Source organism: Neolewinella persica DSM 23188, assembly GCF_000373105.1.
GTDB classification, from domain to species: Bacteria; Bacteroidota; Bacteroidia; order Chitinophagales; family Saprospiraceae; genus Neolewinella; species Neolewinella persica.
The window spans coordinates 19701-38846 of the sequence record NZ_KB890434.1; the positions used below are offsets into that span (position 1 = coordinate 19701).

The 19146-nt window shown below is 53.6% G+C and carries 11 protein-coding genes; 6 read left to right on the forward strand and 5 right to left on the reverse strand.

Annotation, left to right across the window (positions count from 1 at the left end; genetic code table 11):
- Positions 1-119: 119 nt before the first annotated feature.
- Together B036_RS0113920 and B036_RS0113930 are read right to left on the reverse strand one after the other, a co-directional pair.
- Complete coding sequence (locus B036_RS0113920; RefSeq protein WP_020569335.1) at positions 120-578, reverse strand: DUF695 domain-containing protein; 459 nt, start codon at positions 576-578, stop codon at positions 120-122.
- Positions 579-827: 249 nt separating this feature from the next.
- Entirely contained in the window at positions 828-3977 is a 3150-nt protein-coding gene (locus tag B036_RS0113930; protein ID WP_020569337.1) for a VPS10 domain-containing protein, read from the reverse strand.
- 251 nt (positions 3978-4228) lie between these two features.
- Here B036_RS0113930 and B036_RS0113935 point away from each other — a divergent pair, with 251 nt between their 5' ends.
- Positions 4229-6478, forward strand: coding sequence for a S9 family peptidase (locus B036_RS0113935; RefSeq protein ID WP_026231979.1), 2250 nt, complete (start codon positions 4229-4231; stop codon positions 6476-6478).
- A 135-nt stretch (positions 6479-6613) separates the two neighbouring features.
- Here B036_RS0113935 and ribA read toward each other — a convergent pair whose 3' ends face one another.
- A complete protein-coding gene (gene ribA, locus B036_RS29385; RefSeq protein WP_020569339.1) occupies positions 6614-7354 on the reverse strand; it encodes a GTP cyclohydrolase II in 741 nt (246 codons plus the stop codon).
- Positions 7355-7796: 442 nt separating this feature from the next.
- Complete coding sequence (locus B036_RS0113945; RefSeq protein WP_020569340.1) at positions 7797-10226, reverse strand: zinc-dependent metalloprotease; 2430 nt, start codon at positions 10224-10226, stop codon at positions 7797-7799.
- Positions 10227-10455: 229 nt separating this feature from the next.
- Here B036_RS0113945 and B036_RS0113950 point away from each other — a divergent pair, with 229 nt between their 5' ends.
- The 5 genes from B036_RS0113950 (at position 10456) to B036_RS0113970 (ending at position 17494) form a co-directional block, all read left to right on the forward strand.
- Positions 10456-11886 (forward strand): carboxylesterase family protein, encoded by a 1431-nt coding sequence (locus tag B036_RS0113950; RefSeq protein WP_020569341.1) that lies wholly within the window; start codon positions 10456-10458, stop codon positions 11884-11886.
- Positions 11887-12092: 206 nt separating this feature from the next.
- Entirely contained in the window at positions 12093-13472 is a 1380-nt protein-coding gene (locus B036_RS0113955; RefSeq protein ID WP_020569342.1) for a dihydrolipoamide acetyltransferase family protein, read from the forward strand.
- Positions 13473-13482: 10 nt separating this feature from the next.
- A complete protein-coding gene (locus B036_RS0113960; protein ID WP_020569343.1) occupies positions 13483-14835 on the forward strand; it encodes a TolB-like translocation protein in 1353 nt (450 codons plus the stop codon).
- A gap of 9 nt (positions 14836-14844) precedes the next feature.
- Positions 14845-15897, forward strand: a complete 1053-nt coding sequence (locus B036_RS0113965; protein WP_020569344.1) for a M20/M25/M40 family metallo-hydrolase — start codon at positions 14845-14847, stop codon at positions 15895-15897.
- A 361-nt stretch (positions 15898-16258) separates the two neighbouring features.
- Positions 16259-17494, forward strand: coding sequence for a T9SS type A sorting domain-containing protein (locus B036_RS0113970; protein ID WP_020569345.1), 1236 nt, complete (start codon positions 16259-16261; stop codon positions 17492-17494).
- Positions 17495-17580: 86 nt separating this feature from the next.
- Here the strand turns inward: B036_RS0113970 and B036_RS0113975 are convergent, their stop codons facing one another.
- A complete protein-coding gene (locus tag B036_RS0113975) occupies positions 17581-19101 on the reverse strand; it encodes a tetratricopeptide repeat protein (protein ID WP_020569346.1) in 1521 nt (506 codons plus the stop codon).
- Positions 19102-19146 lie beyond the last annotated feature (45 nt).

Here is a 19146-nt window from a genome sequence, read left to right on the forward strand (position 1 = left end):
GGTACGCCGAAACCCGGGGTAATGGAGGAACCGCCAATGAGGCGGCGCGCAGCGCCGCAACGGTTCTAGGGCTACAATGTCCCCGGGTAAAATTAGACACCTTCGGAGTCAAAGAGTGATTATCCAACGGCATCTAAATGCCACTCAGCCAGCTTCCATTCCTTATCGTCATCAATTCGATAGTCAAACGGGTGGGTATAGTTTTCGTCCTTCAGAATGCCCGAAAGCTTAACATGAATCTCTTCAGGGGAATATACCCGCCAAATTAATTCTGCCGTATTATTCCAAAAGATTCGGGCTAAAAACAAACCATTCGGTTTCTTCTTACTAGGACCAATCACGAGGTTGTGGTATTCGTCTTCAATCTTGTCTAAAACTTTAATCTCCTTGTCAGTAGGTAGCTTCGCTGCATTAGTATTTTGTAAGTCAAATAAGATAGATAAATGCCAGCGGAAAACTTCCTTAGAATTGAAGCCTACAAGGCTGGTGTTTATTGACGCAATTCCTAAAAATTGATCTTGTATAAATTCAACCCCAGTGTAGGCTTCTTCAGGTAAGATTACTCGAAGTTTTCTCATAACACTATGTTTTTTACCTAGCGTAAAGTTTTATCCAGAAGACTAGTGCTAAGGAAATGCTGTAACCCAGGGGATTTAATTGCCTCCCAACCTCCACTGCACCCGCGACCGCGCCCAAAAGAAAAAGAGCAGTATCCATTATTACTTCCATTAACTCCCCTTCTTAATGAAAATATTAATGCCTAAATGTCCTTAATGGTTACGCTCACGTCCTTCTCCTGAGGGCCTTAATGGTTCCTCCAGCGCACCCTAAGGCTTCCGCACCTTAGCCCCCGGATCCGCCGGCAATATCAACGCCGGTAGCCCCATCTCCTTATACTTAGCATTAAACCCAGCCACCTCCTCGGAGATGATTTTTTGCAGGGCGACCTGATGCAGGCTCCAAACGGACCTTAAATCTGCCAAACGCACTTTAGCGCCGGCGGTAGCCGCCGGCACCGGCCCGTCAACCCGGCTCTTCAGGTTCATCAGCTCCGCGTTGAGCTGGTTGGGGAAGTTGATGACGTCCTGGAAGGTCTTCTGGTCCGGCTGGATCAGGTTTTCTTCCCAGGCAGTAATCTGATCGATGATGGATTTTCCGGAGGCAATCAGCTCCGCAGTATCATCAAATTCCTTCATCAGCACATTCAAACTTTCTAACTGCCCTTTCACCTTCCGCATCCGGTTGACCGAACCGTGGATGTCTTTAACGATTGCTTCGATGGGCTGAAGGATGGCCTGCTGGGCAGCATAATCTGCCGGAGTAGCCTCCAGTGTCGGATCGGCCAGGAGTTCGGCCTTCACCTCCATAGTGTCGGAGGGCGCAGTAAGCCGGACGGTGTAGGTGCCGGGCGGGACGATCCCTCCCCGGTAATCGCCAAGAATGAAAACGCCCTCAACTGCGGGCATTTGCTCCCGCCGCAAGTCCCAGTTGAAACGGTTAACACCCGCTTTGGCCGGGATGACCTGCGGGGCCGGTGGCCCGCCGGGCCAGCTTTTGAAACCCTTCTTCTTTTGGTTGGAGTAGCTGCGAAGTACCGTACCATCCGCCGCCAGTACCTCGACTTTCAGGTTACTTGTGTCCATCTCTTCCGGCAGGTAATAATCGAAGATGATGCCAGCAGCGGGATCATCACCGTTGAATTCTCCGCCACCGCCACCGGAGAGGTTGTACCGGTAAGTCGGTTTAGGCTGAAATAGGATCGGCGCATCTGACAACTTACCTTCACTTTGCTGGATGGCACTGAGGTCATCCAATACCCAGAAGGCACGACCGGAAGTAGCCACTACCAGGTCGTTATCCCGGATTGTCAGGTCAAGGATTGGGCTGACGGGAAGGTTGAGCTGGAAGGCTTCCCAGTTGAGGCCCGTGTCAAAAGAAACGTAGAGACCGCGCTCGGTACCTGCATACAGCAACCCTTTACGCAGGTGGTCTTCACGTACGACCCGAACGAAGGACTCGTCCTCGATGCCGCTCACCCGGTTCACCCACGTCTTTCCGCCGTCGGTGGTCACGTACATCCCCGGCCGGAAGTCATTGGATTTGTATGCGGTAACGGCCAGGTAAGCAGTATTCGCGTCGTGCGGAGATACCTCGATAGAATTGATGAGTACCTCGCCAATGTTGGGAGGAGTGACGTTTTCCCAACTGGTGCCCTCATTGGTCGTTCGCCACACAAGACCATCGTCGGTGCCTACCCAGATTTCCCCTGCCTGATGCGGAGAAGCGACCATATAACTGATGGTGTTGTAATTCTCTCCACCAGCACCTTCATTGGTGAAGGGGTAGCCTCCGGCTTCCTGTTTGGTGGTGTCGTTGCGGGTCAGGTCCTGGCTGATCTCTTTCCAGCTGTCTCCGCCGTCGGCGGAGCGCAGTACGACGTTACCACCGTGATAAAGGATGGAAGGGTCCTGTACCTGGGCCACAATCGGTGCGTTCCAGTTGAACCGGTAGCGCATCTCTTTGGCCAACGTACCCAGGCCGGCTACGGGATAAGCCATGATGTCTTTTTCCGTCCCCGTCTCATTATCGTACACCGAGATGTTGCCCTGGTAGCTGCCACCGTAGACGTAACGCGGATTTTTTGGATCGTCAAAAGCGATGAAAGCGCTTTCTCCACCAGCTGTCGAGCGCCAGTCTTTCCAGGTGATGCCGCCCCCCCGGGTGCGGGAGGAAATCTCGATGGCGGAGTTGTCTTGCTGGCCACCATAGATCTTATACGGGAACTGTTCGTCCGTGATCACCCGGTAAAACTGGGCAGTAGGCTGGTTTTGCTGGGTACTCCAGCTGGCGCCACCGTTGAAGGAAATACATGCCCCGCCGTCGTTGGCCAGGATCATGTTCTGGTTATTGTCCGGGTTGATCCACAGGTGGTGTTGATCGCCGTGCGGGTTCGGAATGGTCCGGAAGCTTTTGCCACCGTCGATGGATTTTAGCACGGGCGCATTAAGGACATACACGGTGTTTTCATCCTTCGGGTCGGCAAAGATTTCGATGTAGTACCAGGCCCGGGCTACGGTGACCCGGTCGCTGGAGACCTGTGACCACGTTTCTCCGGCATCGTCGGAGCGGTACACGCCACCTTTTTTACCTTCGGCTTCGATGTTGGCGAAGACCCGCTCGGGGTTGGCGGGACTGACGTCGATCGCCACTTTGCCCAGGGTGTCGGGCAGGCCTTCGGTCAGCCGTTCCCAGTTGTCGCCGCCGTCGGTAGATTTATAGAGGCCACTACCGGGACCACCACTCTTAACGGCCCAGGGAAAACGCCGGTGTTCCCACATGCCAGCGTAAAGAATGCGTGGATTGGAGGCGTCAATGCTGAGGTCGGCTGCGCCGGTGGTATTGTCGACGTAGAGGACTTTCTCCCAGCTGCCGCCTCCGTCTTTGCTGCGGTAAATTCCGCGGGTTTCACTGTCTCCGTGGAGTGCACCCTGAACGGCGACGTACACCAAATCCGGATTATTGGGGTGTACCCGGATTTCGGCGATGTGCCGGCTGTCATCCAGTCCCAAATGGGTCCAGGTTTTGCCTGCGTCGGTGGATTTGTACACGCCGTCTCCGGCGGAGGTCATGACGCCGCGCACGGCGTGCTCTCCGGTGCCGACGTAGATCACGTTGATGTCGCTGGGCGCTACGGAAATGGCGCCGATAGAACTGGTGTTGAACTGCCCGTCGGTGATGTTACGCCAGCTTTGACCGGCATCATCCGTTTGCCACACGCCACCGCCTACACCACCGAAGTAGTAGCGTAGTGGGTTGCCGGGAACACCAGTTGCGGCGTTACTGCGCCCGCCCCGGAAGGGGCCGATGTTGCGGAATTCCAGACCGGCGTAAGCATCCGCAAAAGTCGGCGGTTCTTCAGGCTGAGCGGAAAGGGGGATGAAACAACAGGAAAGAAGGAGTAACAGTACTAGTCTCATGGCAAAGCAATTTGCTGGGAAGATAGGAAGTGAATGGGAGAATCAGAGAATGAGTGAATGTTGGCACTGCTTTGCCTAATCCTTTCCTTGCACCTGCGACCTCGCCCAATTAGTGAGTGGAAAAAAGGGAGAAGGGGCGAATACTGAACGAGCGAAGCGAGCCCCCCATGCGGCAGCCCCAACACACCAATAGCTCCAACCAACCAACTGATCCATTAGTCACTATATTTAATACGACCAACCCACTAAAGATGATACGATTTCACCTACCCCTTTTTCTATTGTTTACCCTCAGCCTGAACCTGGCCGGACAGCAACTGACTACGGCCGACTACGAAAAAGCAACCGCCTTTCTTCGGGAAAACGTCAACAACAAAAAGCTGTTCAATGCGTACGTAGAACCGCATTGGTTTGCCGACAGCACCGGCCTCTGGTTTGAAACAAACGGACCGGGCGAAAAACGGTTCCGCAAAATCAGCCTGGCCGACGGTGCTGCTGAAGACCTGTTCAATCACGGGGAGCTGGCCCGCTTACTCAGCGACTCCCTGGGGAAAACAGTGGGTGCTGACACCCTGCCCCTGAAGGCCATTGAATACCAAACGGACAGCAAGATCAACTTCCAGGCGGAGGAGCGGAAGTTTACCTACGACCCTACCAACGGCACTTTAGCAACAACACCGGAGGAAGAACCCTCGGCTCTAACCCCCGGCACTTCACCCGACAAAAGCCGGTTCGCCCACGTGAAAGACCATAATCTCTACCTCACTACAATTGCCGACAGCAGCGAACAGCAACTCACCACCGACGGCCGCGAGTTGCTGGAATATGCGACCTACTATGGATGGGGCGACATCATGGAAGGAGAGAACGGAAAACGCCCCGAACACTTCTACGTTAATTGGTCGGAAAATGGCAAATGGCTGCAAGCCAATTTGGTCGATATGCGGAGCGCTAATAAAATGTACCTGCTGGACTGGAGCGTCGATACCCTCTACCGGCCCCGCCTGCTGTCCTACTACCGTGGCTCGCCGGGCGACACCGGGATGGTGTACGTGAACCCGGTGTTTTTTAACGTAGCAACGGGCAAATCCGTCCGCCCCTCGCTGCCCCGAGGTACCCACATTAATAATACCTATGGGGAATGGTCCAAGCACCCTGACCAGTTTTACCTGATATGGACGAAACGCGGCTACCAGGAAATGGCGATCTTTCGCTTCGACCTGGCAAAGGAACAACTGGATACCCTCCTTGTGGAAACCAGCGTTACTAACATCGACGACTTCCGTTACTGGCTGGCGGAAGACAGCGACCGGATATTCTTCCTCTCCGAGCGTTCCGGGTGGCGACAGCTCTACGCCCTAAATCTGAAGACCAAAGCGATTACCGCACTGACCAGGGGGGGCTACTACCTCAACGACATCAAGCAAATTGACGAGGATAGTCAGACAATTTACTTCACTGCTTCCGGAAAAGAAGCCAGGCGTAACCCTTACTTCCAACACCTTTACCGCATTTCATTTGACGGAAGCGACCTGCGCTTACTGACGCCGGAAGACCGCCACCACGAAGTCAGTCTTTCGCCCGATGGGAATTATTTTGTTGATAATTTTTCAACGATCACAACGCCAACTATTACTGTGCTGCGCTCCACTGCAGACGGGAGCATCGTGACGGAGTTAGCTACAGCTAGCGTCGTGGGCGTTCCGGGCTGGGTCGGCCCCGAAGTATTTACCGCTCTGGCGGACGATGGGAAAACGACAATTTATGGTCAGGCGTGGAAGCCCCGTAATTTCGACCCCGCCAAAAAGTATCCGGTCATCGACGCAAGCTATACCGGGCCGCATACCCAGTTGTTCCAAACGCGTTTCGACCGCACATTCGGCCATCAGGCCTATGCGGAGATGGGTTTCGTAGTAGTGATGGTCGACGGACGGGGATCCTCTGGACGTTCAAAGGCCTTTCATGACTACAGCTACAAAAATTTGGGTGGTGGCCTGACGGATCACGTTACGGCCATCCGCCAGTTTGGGCGTAAAAACCCTTGGGTAGATACTACGCGGGTAGGCATTTACGGCCACTCTGCCGGTGGTTACGACGCAGGGCGGGGACTGCTGGCTTATCCGGAGTTTTATAAAGTCGGGGTGGCGAGTTCGGCCGACCACGACCACCGCATGGAGAAAGCCTGGTGGCCGGAGATGTATATGGGTTGGCCGGTTGATGAGGCGTATGAGGAGCAGTCAAACATCACGATGGCCCCTAACTTGCGCGGCAAACTCCTGATTACCCACGGGGGCATCGATGAGAACGTGAACCCTTCGGCAACTTTTAAGCTGGCCGAGGCGCTGATTAAGGCCGATAAGGAATTCGATATGCTCATCCTGCCCAGCCAACGGCACGGATACCAGGGGACGGCCTCGAAATACTTTGCCAAGCGACGGATCAATTACTTTCTGGAGCACCTGCGCGGGGTTACGCCTACCTGGGACTTTACGTGGGAGTGAAGCTTTACTTCAGGCGGGGCCGCAGGTGCAGCGCAATGGGTAAGGAGCAAGGAAACAAAATGGCCTCAATGGCATACGAGCGAAGCGAGCATCTACTTGCTGTAGCCCTATCAATCTACCAAGGCCGTAGGCCGTCTACTTCAGCCAATGCCCCATACTAAACTCCTTAGTATGCAGGTACCCCATATTCTCCTTCACCGGATCGATGATGATGGGTAATCTGCGGACGACCTCGACCGGTCCTTCCCCAAAGGCTTCCATCTTCTCCGGGTTATTGGTCAGCAATTGAATCTTGCTGACACCAAGATCCTGCAGCATCCCCTGAGCCACTTCGTAATGCCGGTCGTCTATCTCGAGACCCAAGTGGAGGTTAGCTTCGATGGTGTCCAGCCCTTGGTCTTGCAATTGGTAGGCTTTCAGCTTGTTGATGATGCCGATGCCCCTGCCTTCCTGACGGAGATAAATCACGATCCCTTTGCCAGCGGAAGCAATGCGCATCGCGCGGTTGAGTTGTTCGCCACAATCACATCGTTTGGAACCAAACAGATCTCCGGTGATGCATTCGGAATGAATGCGGACAATGACTTCACTTTCCGGATCCATGTCAGGATGAACCAGCGCGATGTGGGGTGCGTAAGCTTCGGGATCATCAGAATAGGCGATCATCCGGAAATTACCGTAGGGTGTTGGGATCAGTGCTTCGGCGCGTCGGTGCGCCGCGCTGGCCAATGTGGAAGGAAGCAGGATGGGGTCGCCGTGTTCGACCATGAAGGGATATTCAAGTTGCTGAAAGCAGGTTGCTGCAATTGGAACACCCGAAGGGGCCAGCGGTTGCGTAGAATCGATTTTATGCGAAGCGGTGACGTTAGAAGACATTCCTGGGCCAGTTGCCGGCTTCCATTAGGATAAGGGAAACACCGTTGATCGTTTTACCTGATTAAGCAAAAAGGTGCTCTGCACCTTGGAGACGTTCGGTAAGGCCACCAGCTTGCCAGCATTGCCCGTAGCCGAATTGTACCACCGTTGGTCTTGGAAGAAGTGTAACCGCCTGATAGGAAAATATCCGTGAATGGGCTGGCGATTAACAACCTTTCATTGCACCCGCGCCCGCGCCAAAAAAGACCCGGCGGTAAAATAATACTGCCGGCACTGGATCATCCAGCACCGGCAGTTATTATTTATCAGGAGGGTAAGCGGAGATCAAGGAGTGCATAAGGTTTGTAACCCTGCAACCCTTGCAACAGGAGCGAAGCGACGCTGCACCCCCTGCAACCGGAGCGAAGCGACCCTGCACCCCCTGCAACCGGAGCGAAGCGACTTACTTCCCCTTTCCCATCATCGACTCAATCCCCTTCAGGGCAACGTCGATTTTGTGCGACAATTCCATTTGGTGGCCACTGACCAGGCTCTGCCCGGCAGCTCCGGAACGAACCATGGACCGAACCATCGTCTGCAAACCAGTGAGCGTGGCACGAGCCGCCGCCTTCACATCAGCATCCGCCTTGTCATTGCTGAGCAAGCTAGCCACACCGTCGACGTAATTGGCTTGCAGTGTACGACCGAAGGCCGAGTTCGTATTCGCTTCGGTGAAGACGCCAGCTTTGGTCTCGTTCATCAGGTCCATCAGGCCATAGGCATTCATGTTCAAAGCCTGCTGCTCTGCCAACCGGTTGAGGCGATCGGTGTTCATCAGGTTGCGAAGAGCGGAAGCCTGGAGGCCTTCGATCTTGTCGGCAACTCCGCTAGCGGAGATCCGGCTAAGAATTGCTTGATCGAGCAACCACTCCGGCGTAGTGAAGATCTGGCGGTTGACGAAGTCAACGGCGGCCTTCTGCTTCGCGGCAGGTACCGTTTCGTACACCACCTTGTTCTCGTCACTCGTTCGCTGCCAGCCGTAAACACCGCCTACGTTGCTGGACACATGGCCGGTGTACCGACGCAGCTGACCGATAACGTTGTCGTAGACTTCTTCGAGGTTGTCGAAATCTTCCCCTTCCTCGGCCATCCATTCGTTCAGCTTCGGTACGATGCGCTGCAGATTCTTAATGCCCAGGTCAGAGGCCAAAACGGCATCGTCGCTAAGGTCTTCCGTCTGGGCACTGGGGTCGATGCGGTCGGCAACGCCGAAGCGGAAACGCGGGTCATTCGCCTTCTCCTTGATCATCTTGTTCAGCATCGGCCGTTCTGCCGCCCAGCTGCTGGCTTCGGGCATTGGCTTGTAACCGTAGGCGATGGCGTGGTAATCGTACGGACCGATCTTGGGGTGCAGGCCAGCGTCTTTGTCTTCGGGCTGCGCCACGTAGTTGAAGCGGGCGTAATCCATGATACTCGGTGCCGTTCCGTTTTCCTGAACGAAGCCGGGGCTACGCAGCTGAGCAACGGTGTAAGCGGGAGAGCTCCCCATATTGTGGGGCAGGCCAAGGGTGTGACCCACTTCGTGAGCAGATACGAAGCGGATGAGCTCGCCCATCACTTCTTTTTTGAACTGAGGAGTACGGGCTTTCGGGTTCACCGCTGCGGTCTGGATCAGGTACCAGTTGCGCAGCAGGTTCATCACGTTGTGGTACCAGATGATGTCTGATTCCAGGATCTCGCCAGTGCGGGGGTCGTGTACGTGTGGGCCCTGGGCATTCTGGATGTCGGTAGTTACGTAGCGGATGACGCTGTAGCGAACGTCTTCCGGACTCCAATCAGGATCTTCGGCTTTGGTCGGCGCGCGTTTGCTCATGATGGCGTTCTTCAGGCCGATCGATTCGAAGACCTTGGCCCAGTCGTCAACGCCCTGGGCGATGTAGGGGGCCCAATCTTCTGGTGTTGCGGGGTCAATGTAGTAGACAATGGGCTTCTTCACGTCGACCAGTTCTCCGCGTTTCCACGCTTCCATATCAACGGGTTCGAGACGCCAGCGGGTAATGAACCGTTGCTGCTCGGCGCGCTGAGCGTCGGCACTGTAGTTGGTCTGGCGAATGCTGAAGTAGTTGACGCGGGCGTCGAAGGCGCGCGGGCGCATCGGCTCCGCGGGCAGGAGGATGAAACTTTGGTTCATTTCTACCGACAACGTCCCCGTCACCTGGTTGTCCGGCAGTTTACTACCGTTATAGGTGAGTACGTGGCGAACCTCCACATTGCTGGGGAAAGCCTTGGTAGACATGATCATGCTCCGGGACTTGTCGAGTCCTTTAATACCGAAGTTCTTCCGCTGGGAGTCGCCCATCGCACCGATCATTTCTACGTCGGTGGTGAAGAAAGAGGTGACGTCGGCAACAACGGACATACTGTCCTTACCGTAGGCCTTGATGTCGAAAGCGGCGACGATTGGCTCGAAATTGTTGTTTCGAACGGACTCGTAAACTGGTTCATCGGCGTTGGCAACACTGTTGTAACTAACGCTGCGCAGCAGAATTTTTTTACCGTGTTTTTGCCAGCGGACGACTTGTTGCGGCCGGCTTTTGGTACCGGCACCGCCAAAGTTCAGCCCCTTAACGAAGCCTTTGATCCGGCTTACGATCAGGATCTCTTCGTCGAGCAGCGCGATCGGAAGCTCGAACATCAGCTTACCGTCTTTACTGATAACGTCGAAAAGACCTTCCTGGACCTCAGCGTCCTTGAGGAGCTCTTTGTAGGGGTCTTTCTTTTCTTTTTTCTCTTCTTTTTCTTCGGCTTCTTCTTCCGTCGGAGCGTCGTTTTCCTGGGCGTAGACCAGGGGAGAGCTGGCGAAGAGGGCCAGCAGGAGGAGTAATCTTAACATTTGTGCTATTTGGTTAGGTTAATCGAATGTATGACAATTGTAGGAGTAGACATCTCTTAATCGCAACTAAGGGGTAATTGTTGGTAAGAGCCGGCATTTTTTTTTGCGTGGTCGCAGGTGCAGGGGAAGGTTAGCGGAGCAAAGGACTAACTTTAACTGCGCTCAATCCCCTAATGAGTGTTTTCAACGTTATTGATTTAATCACCTTTCAGCACCAAAACATACCGAAATGAAACAGCTGCTTTTATTCGTCCTATGTGCTGCCTGCGGGACTTTGTCCGCCCAACCCTGGGTCGATACCACTTACCAAATTCAGTCGGAGTTTGACGTTACCTACGGCACAGCGACAACCTTCGCGGGCTACGAGGACACCCTTAAATTGGATGTTTCCTATCCGATAGATGATGTTCCTCCGGGATGCGGACGGCCATTAATGGTCATTGTTCACGGAGGTGGCTGGTTTGCCGGTGACAAGAACGAAGGGTATCCAAAAAGGCTACGGCAGGATTTTGCCAAGCGGGGTTACGTAACCGCCTCGGTGAATTACCGGTTAGGGCAGTTTCATACTGACCGGGATATTAACTGTAATGTTGATGGCTGGAATTGCTTCAATATGACCGATTCCAGTGAATTCTATCGGGCCAATCACCGTGGAGTCCAGGATGTAAACGGCGCAATTCGCTACCTGATCAATAATGCAGGACAATACCAGATCGCCCCGAGTAACGTCTTCGTAGTGGGGGAGAGCGCTGGCGGTTTCGTGGCTATGGGGGTCGGTTTCATCGATGATGAGTCGGAAGTGCTGACGGACCTTGTGGCAGCCTACCCGGATGCGCCCAAGCCCAACGTTCGTTACGAAAATACTTGTATCAGAAGATATGAACTGGCAGAAAGTATCGACAGTATGGATCTGAGCCGGCCGGCACTGGGTAGTTACTCCGGAGACCTGAACCTTCCACTTATCCAGGATTATGAGGTTCGTGGTGTAGGGAACATCTACGGCGGCGTTTTCAATAATATCCTGAAGACACATAAAACATCAGCACCTGCACTCTATATGTACCATCAGCCTTGTGACCTGGTGGTGCCGATCGGCCATACCCGGCTGCTGAGCGGTTTCGTAAATTGCTTCCTGGGGTTTCCTTTTAACTGCGGATACATCATCAACCGCCCCCTAACGTACGGTTCGCTTGGCGTTAAACGGCTGATTGATACGATGGAAGTCCGTGGCGTATCAACGACTGAGTACTTCTACGACCAAAGCAGTAACAATTTCAATTGCATTCAACAGGCAGATCCTAATTTAGGCTGCCACGCATTGGACCGGTACTGGTTCCGGATGACCAATATGGCCACTTACTTCGCCAGTCAAATGGGTGCTTGTATTCCGGATGGCGTACGGGGAGCTGAATGGAGGGGACGCATTGTAAAATCTGCTTTTCCGAACCCCGTCAATGATGAGTTGACCCTGACACTTAACCAGGAATACAACCTGGTTCGGGTGAGAATATTCAGTATGCTGGGCGTTGAGATGGCAAGTACTGAAATTTACCGGCAATCTGAGGTGAAAATCAATTTATCTGCTTTGCCCCCGGGGGCTTACGCGGGAGTGGTGTCTGGAAAATTTGGTAGTGAGGTCGTTTCTTTTGTGAAGCGTTAGCGTAAGCTGGCTGCCTGACGGGCACGAAGTACTGTCAAGCATATTCTTTTGAAAGCAGTCGCGCAGCGACAGTTTTCAAATGTTCGTCCGACAGCTTTGAGGAAAAGGGGACAGCCGGCCGCGCATCCCCCATAAAAAGCGTAATTTTGCGTACCCAACCAAATCAGGCCTAACCAGCCCCGAACCAAGACAAAAACCAACAACACATGGCTCAAGTAGAGCTCATCATGCCCAAAATGGGCGAGAGTATTATCGAAGCAACGATCCTTAACTGGGTGAAGCAGGTAGGTGATACCGTGGAAGTAGACGATACGATCCTGGAGATCGCGACGGACAAGGTCGACAGTGAAGTACCCTCTCCAGTAGACGGAACGATCAGCAAGATTCTGTTCCAGGTAGATGCTACCGTGGCCGTAGGTGAAGTGATTGCGATCATTGAAACCGAGGCTGGCGCCACGGTTGCTGACAGCCCCGCGACCGGCGCTGCCGTCAGCGATGCACCAGCTGCCGCCCCGGCTCCCGCTGCTCCTACACCTCCGCCTGCACCTGCGACCGCGCCCCTTGCTAGTCAAACAGTCAGGGAGTCAGGGAGCCAGGGAGTCAGGGAGTCTGTAGGGCAAGTAAATACTTCTTCCTCCGATCGTTTTTACTCCCCATTGGTGCGAACGATGGCCAAAGCCGAACACATCAGCCAAGCCGAATTGGACCAGATTCCCGGTTCCGGCATGAACGGACGGGTCAACAAATCGGATATGCTGGCCTACCTGAAACGGCGGGACAACAGCTTCATCAACGGTACGGCAAAGAACGCAACGACTTCGCCTCCTGCCACGCCCGCAACAATTGCAACCCCTGCAACTTCCGCCGCCAGCGGAGCCGACGAGATCATCGAAATGGGCCGCATGCGTAAGCTCATCGCTGACCACATGGTGATGTCGAAGCAGACCAGCCCCCACGTGACCAGTTTTATCGAAGTGGACGTGACGGACATTGTCGATTGGCGCAACGCAACAAAGGATCGCTTCCAGAAGCAGTACGGTGAGAAGATCACCTTTACCCCGATCTTCATCGAAGCCGTCGCCAAGGCCATCCGGGACTTTCCGATGATCAACGTTTCTGTCGAGGGAACCAACATCATCAGAAAGCAGAACATCAACATCGGCATGGCTGCCGCCCTGCCAACCGGCGCACTCATCGTACCCGTGATCAAGAACGCCGACCAACTCAACCTCACCGGGCTCGCCAAGTCAGTAAACGACCTAGCCAACCGCGCCCGCGCAAACAAGCTGAAACCGGAAGATATTCAGGGAGGCACCTTTACGCTGACCAACGTCGGTACCTTCGGTAACGTGATGGGCACCCCCATTATCAACCAGCCACAGGTCGCCATTATGGCCGTCGGGGCCATCCGTAAGAAGCCCGCCGTGGTAGAGACGGAATACGGCGACCTGATCGCCATTCGCCAACTGATGTTTATGTCCCTCAGCTATGATCACCGGGTGGTCGACGGTATGCTGGGTGGTAGCTTCCTGCGCAGGGTAGGGGATTACCTGGAAGCTTTTGATAAGAACAGGACGGACGTTTAAAGGTAAAAGGATGAAAGGAGAAAAGGAAATCGTAAGTACTAAGACCTTAGGTAAAAGGCGAATTGCCGGTTACGTTTGTGATGATGTAATACGTCTCCTTTTTCCCTTACTCCTCTTAACCTTTCTCCCCTTTCTCCTAACCGCCCAGCGCAAGGACAAACTAGACCGCGCCAACCGCGAGTTCACCACCGGAGACTACACCGGCGCTGTCCGAACGCTACAAACCATCAAAGGCATCGAAGGGGACACGGAAGCCTCCCTGTTATTGAGCGTAAGCCAGTTTCATGCCAACGACCTGCTGGCGGCCGAAGCCGGCTTGCTGGCACTGGCGGAACGGGAGAAAGATGATTTTCCCCTGATCTGGTTTTACCTGGGTAGGATTTACCATACACAGCACCAGTTTACCAGGGCCGCAACGGAGTACAAACGTTACCTCCGCAGCCTGAATTCTGATGGGCCGGAGCGGAGAACCGTGGTCAATCTGTTGCGTAACGTCGACAACGGCATTCGTGCAGGATTCGTAACGGACGAGATGGTGACGGAGAACATGGGCCCACGCGTGAATACCGAAAATGATGAATTCGGGCCGGTGCCCAGCCCTCAGGGATCCGGACGATTGTACTTCAGCCTGGTGCGTCCCGAGATCGCCACCGGAAGGGTACAAAGTGATATCGTGGTGAGCACCAACGCAGCTTCGGGCTGGGCGACACCGACTTCGTTGAATCCTTTCATTAATACTACGGCACAAGAAAGCCTGGTGGACATCAGCCCTGATGGACAGAAGCTGTTCTACTACCGGGGCAATTCGGCTACTGAAGGCCGGTACCTCGTGGATACCTTCCGGGCTAACGGTAATAACGAACTGGTGACCCTGGACGCCGGTGTACCCATCGACAGTCGGCAGGGGGATATGACGCCCTTCTTCGGAGCAGCCGATGGGGTTTACTTTGCCAGTAGTCGCCCGGGTGGCTATGGCGGACAGGACCTGTACCGGATGGCTCGCCTGCCCGGCGGGCGCTTCGGCCCGCCCGTTAACCTGGGCCCCAACGTCAACGGCCCCTACGACGAAATCTGCCCCTTCATCGCACGTGACGGCCGGACCGTTTACTTCAGCAGCAATGATCCCGAGCACAGTGTCGGTGGTTTCGATGTTGTCCGGACCTTCCGGGTCCTCGGTACAGAGAACCAGTTTACCATTCCCGAAAATGCCGGTATGCCCCTCAATTCAGCGGGCGACGATACGCACTTCCGGCTAGCTGGCGATACTTTCACCGGCTTTCTGGCCAGTGATCGTAAGGACGGGCTGGGTAAGCGGGATATTTACATTGTTTACTATGTGGAGCCCAGGGAGGAGATGCAGTAACTTTAGCCCATGTACCTGGACCTCCTGAAATCCCTAATCTCGACCCCCTCGCTGTCCCGCCAGGAAAGCGACACGGCTGACCTGATCGAAGCCTTCCTTAAGGACCGTGGACTTATCCCAACCCGACACCTCAACAACGTATGGCTCCGCAGCAGAAACTGGCGGGAAGGTCAGCCGGTGATCTTACTGAATTCTCACCACGATACGGTCAAGCCCGCTGCCGGCTATACCCGGGACCCGCACCACGCGGAAGTCGTTGACGGTAAGTTGTACGGCTTGGGGAGTAACGATGCCGGCGGTGCCCTCGTATCCCTGATCTCCACCTTCGTTGCCTTGGAAAACGACCAGAAGTTTGGTTGCAATCTTATTCTTGCGGCCACGGCGGAAGAAGAAATTTCCGGTCCCAATGGTATTGCTGCATTGTTACCGCTTCTCGGTCACATTGATGCGGGCATTGTTGGTGAGCCAACCTTGCTGGATCTGGCCGTAGCTGAACGTGGTCTGGTTGTCATCGACGGGGAATGTCAGGGTGTCAGCGGGCACGCTGCCCGCAAAGAAGGGGTGAATGCGCTGTACCTGGCCCTCGACGATATTCAAGCCATCCGTAACCATGTCTTTACCCGGCCGAGTGATTTGCTGGGACCAACCAGCGCCAATGTAACCGTGCTGAATTCGGGGACACAGCACAACGTGGTGCCCGACCGGGCTACCTTCCTGATTGACCTGCGGGTCAACGAGGCTTACCGTAATGAAGAAGCGGTGGCGGAACTGCAGGCGGTTTGCTCGTCTGCGGATCTCAAAGCCCGCAGCCTGCGGCTGCAGTCCAGCGGAATTCCACTTAATCATTCGTTAGTTCGGGCCGGGCAAAAGGTCCGCCCGGAAGCGAAAATCTACGGTTCTCCCACCCTGAGTGACCAGGCGTTGATGCCTTTTCCCACCCTGAAACTGGGACCGGGGGATAGTGCGCGGAGCCACACGGCTGATGAGTTCATCTACGTTGAAGAGATCGAGGCGGCACGGCGGATGTACGTGGCGTTATTGCGTGCGGCGTTCTCCGCTTAGCGCGTAGTATTAGACTATAATCCATTAGGTTTTTCGTAAGACTAAAGTCAAATTTCGCACGGGCAAAAAACTTTTTTTAACTCAAAGCAGCGTTCTTGTCCCCCCTGCCGTTTTAACTTCAGTTTTGATGATGAAAGATTCTACAGCCTCACTTTATTCTCACTAGTAGTTTTGTTTTATAGGCTGTTTACGAAAATGGGGAAAACGGACTTAATCCGTTTTCCCCATTCTTTTTGCACCTGATTACCAGATGCTTTAGTGACTTTGTCCGTACGATTTCTGCCGGGGCACGACAATTTTGTGTGAATCACAGTAGAACAAGCAACAATGGAGTTACCTTATTGTGGTATAACTCCGGACTATGCTGCGTTCCCTTCTTCTGACCATTTTTTTTCTACCCGGGCTGGCGTTTTTGTCCGGCCAGACCGATAGCCTCGGTTATGGTATTACTTGCGCTATGCGGGATACTGCAGCCAATGCCTACTGGGCCGCACCCGTAGCCTTTCTCAATGGAAGTGCGGAGGTGAAAACGCAATTTGATCTTATTTTCAGCGAAGACGTGCCGGCAGTAGCCCAGGCTGCGATGCGTTTCGCTGCCAATGTATGGGGGAGTTACCTCGACTCTGACGTTAACGTTCGGGTGAACATTGATTGGCAGGATCGCGACGATGATCGCCTGCTGGCCAGTGCGGGGCCGGCAACACTTTTTCGTGGATTCGAAGGGGCAGAAACAAATACCTGGTATCCCGTTGCGCTGGCAGAAGCGATTTCTGGTGTGGATTTAAATGATCCGCAAGATGCAGACATCAATGTAAATGCCAACTCAACGGCTAACTGGTATTTCGGGATAGATGGTAATACGCCCAGAAGGCAGATCGATCTGGTGTCGGTAATGCTGCACGAGCTGGGCCATGGGCTCGGTTTCCTTTCCAGTGTAGACACCATCAACGAAAATCAGCTATCCATTGGTTTCGGTGGCAGATTCATTATTTACGATCTGTTTCTGGAAACCGAATCGGGCCTGCCACTTACGGACCCTGGCCTTTTTACGAATCCTTCTGATGAGCTCCTGATGGCCGTTGCAAATAATGATCTGGTTTTCAATGGACCTTTGGCGGTACGAGAAAACAATGGTAGTGTTGTACCACTTTTTGCACCAGGTACTTTTGACGTAGGAAGCAGCGTTAGCCACCTCAACGAAGCTACTTACCGGGCCGGTGACGAAAATGCCCTCATGACACCATTTTTATCGGCCGGAGAGGCCGTACATGATCCCGGACCAGTAACGCTGGGTATTTTTGCCGATATGGGCTGGCCCTTAGAATTTAATTTGACGGGCACGCAGGATGCAAGGCGAGTTGAATTAGCCGTATTTCCTAACCCTGCCAGCGATAGAGTAACCGTCAAGATACCGATCTCCGCAGAAAATAAAACCCTGTTATTACATGCGGTTAACGGACAGCAGTTAATCTCCCAGCAAATTCCCGGAGGCCAGGGACAATTTGATGTAGAACTCGCTGATGTGCCGGCGGGCATGTACCACCTTACAGTGGTAGCTGATGCGGTACTGTTCGGAAGCAGGATTGTAGTAAGGTAAATGTCGCTGCCTTTGTCTGTAATGAACCAGTCTCCAGCTTCCTCCGATGGCCTCAGGCTCAAGGGCGTGCTCTTTAACCAAATTCGTTAGTACGCCCCTAACCTACGCAGCTGATTTTTAGCGTTTTCATTTCCAGGAAATAACGCTAAAGATTTTTTGAAATGATAAATGGCCCGGTCTTTCAGCCCCTGGTATTGGCATAAAGTAGCTAAGCTATCATGGAGATTCGCAGAATCAGGATAGCGCTGGACGGCAAAATCAAGTACCTCGATACCAGCCTTTCGTAAGTCATCTTTATCACTCAGGCCGAGTTGTAAACCAATCTTATTCAGGGGTAATTGGGGAATGGTGAATGTCGGGTCCAATTCTAAAAAAGTATTGTAGACGCTGTCCATTTTTCCAAAACCGGCAGTGCGTACTGCGTCAAAGAAATAATTGACGGTAACAGATGGAAGCTTTTGGCCATCAGTTTTTCTAAGCAACGGGTGGTTGGTATTAAATATTAAGTTTTCATATGCTTCGGCATCCCAGACACCGGTAGCTTTGTAGGATTCCATAGCGTGTAAAGTGTGCAGCACTGCCTCACACAGCCTGGCGTAGGAACTAAGGATGAGGGGTGCGGGGCGGTCCTGTCGATCATCCCGAGGCTCAAACAGTATGCCGTAGCTCGCAAAATGTCCATGGGTAAGGTTAGGCGAATTGAACTCGTAGGCCGGTACCCCGCGAAGAGAATCAAGGAAAGCGAATTGTTCGGCGGTTGAATCATCGATGCCATCTTCCTGAATGACCTTTTCGGGTATGGTCTTCTGTCGAAAGTGGACAAAGGGCACTCGCATACGCAGCAGGTCAAACTGTGGAAGAGCAGTGGCAGCTGGTAGGTTGTACTTGATACTTCCGTCCAGGCTAATGACTCCATCGATAAATCGGTTGTTCATGGCGAACGGGATATTAGCGAGTCCTCCGAAGCTGAATCCGATGGTGTATACACGATCCAAATCTGCCTGCGCGAGCCTTCCTGCATAGCCAAACAGGTATTCAAGGTCGCGTTGTTGTGCACCAGCGAACTCCGCCGTTCCCCCCGTTGGCATTATACTGCCAGGTCCTCGGGAAGGGATAGAGAGTACCAGGTAGCCGTGGCTGGCCAGGTATTCACAAAGCATAAAATTCTCGCTGGAGGAGGCTCGGAAACTGGGGGCATAGAGCACTACTGGATAATTTCCCGCCTTGGGGACCGCATCGGCAAACGCCTGAGTGGCGTAAGTACTGTTTTTTTCAGTAACCGCGTTCCGTGGATAGTTGAACCAGTCAAGCACGAAAGCATTTGGTAAATTTTCCCATTCCTCTTCCTCCTTAAGCACTTGCAGGTAGTCACCAATTTGCATGCGCTTTGCCGCCTCCGCCTGGGCGGGGTACCAGCGGCTGACGGGTAGTTCCCGGTACTGCAGCCGTTCTGTATAGTCCTGGACGCGGCGGTAAACCCGGCTACTATCGACTTGCAGATGATGGGAAAATCCGACGGGGAGATTACCGTAGGCTAGTTTACTATCGGCATAATCCGCCTGAGCGTAAAGACAGACAAGGGGACTCAACACAAGAAATGTGAGCATTAGAAGCTGGCGGAAGTAACCTGATGACATGGAAGATAAATGTAT